The sequence below is a fragment of the Bacteroidia bacterium genome, from assembly GCA_025056095.1.
In the GTDB taxonomy this organism is placed as follows: Bacteria; Bacteroidota; Bacteroidia; order JANWVE01; family JANWVE01; genus JANWVE01.
Map to the genome: position 1 here is coordinate 1 of JANWVW010000369.1, position 716 is coordinate 716.

Annotated in this window: 1 protein-coding gene; it reads right to left on the reverse strand. The window is 43.9% G+C overall.

Annotation, left to right across the window (positions count from 1 at the left end):
* Window positions 1-268 (reverse strand): hypothetical protein (locus tag NZ519_14040; protein MCS7029873.1); only part of this gene is annotated, 268 nt, incomplete at its 3' end.
* Window positions 269-716: the final 448 nt, after the last annotated feature.

Genomic DNA, 716 nt, shown 5'->3' on the forward strand with positions numbered 1-716 from the left:
GTTTGCCTTCTTTGTTTAGCCCTTCTACCCACAGAGAAAAAACCTTTTTCTCTGCTTCTAGTATTTCAGCGGGCAGGTCGTGTTCTGCCCTTGTTTCTGTTTGAAATGCCATTTCGTCAATGACATTGTTGTAAACATTTTTTTTCTTTTCTTCTTTTCTTTTTCTTCTTCTTTTTTTGCTCTCCTTTTTTTTATTGCGTGAGCGAGATGTTTTCTCACGCCCTGATGAAGAATATTCTTCATCAAGGAAACTGTTCCATTTTGCCATAGCAAAAAAAAACCAATAAAAGAGAGAACAAGGGGGTGTTGCTACTATAGTCTTATCACCCTATAAGTGCTAATCCCAGTAGCATATTGTGCCACTTGGTCAGCACTTAGGTCTGCACCTCTTAGGTCCTGTGGTAGATTTAAATCCACCACGGTAATAGAGGCGCACAGGGATGCTAGACCCATTGGCAACACCCCCACAACGTGTCTTCCAATTAGCACGTTGGGGTCTGTTACATGGCTGATTATCGTTGCCCGATCGACATCAAACCCTTGTTGACGCAAATAGTCAACAAGTCCGCCGTGACGGGTAACAATAATGTCAACAGCAGTCATGTTTTCTCCCTCCTTCTTTTGCGAGTCTTATAAGGACTATCCCGAGTAGGATAACCCTGTGCGGCTATGGATCCGCAGCCCTATGCTCCGGTCCGCACAAGCCCACCTTATTT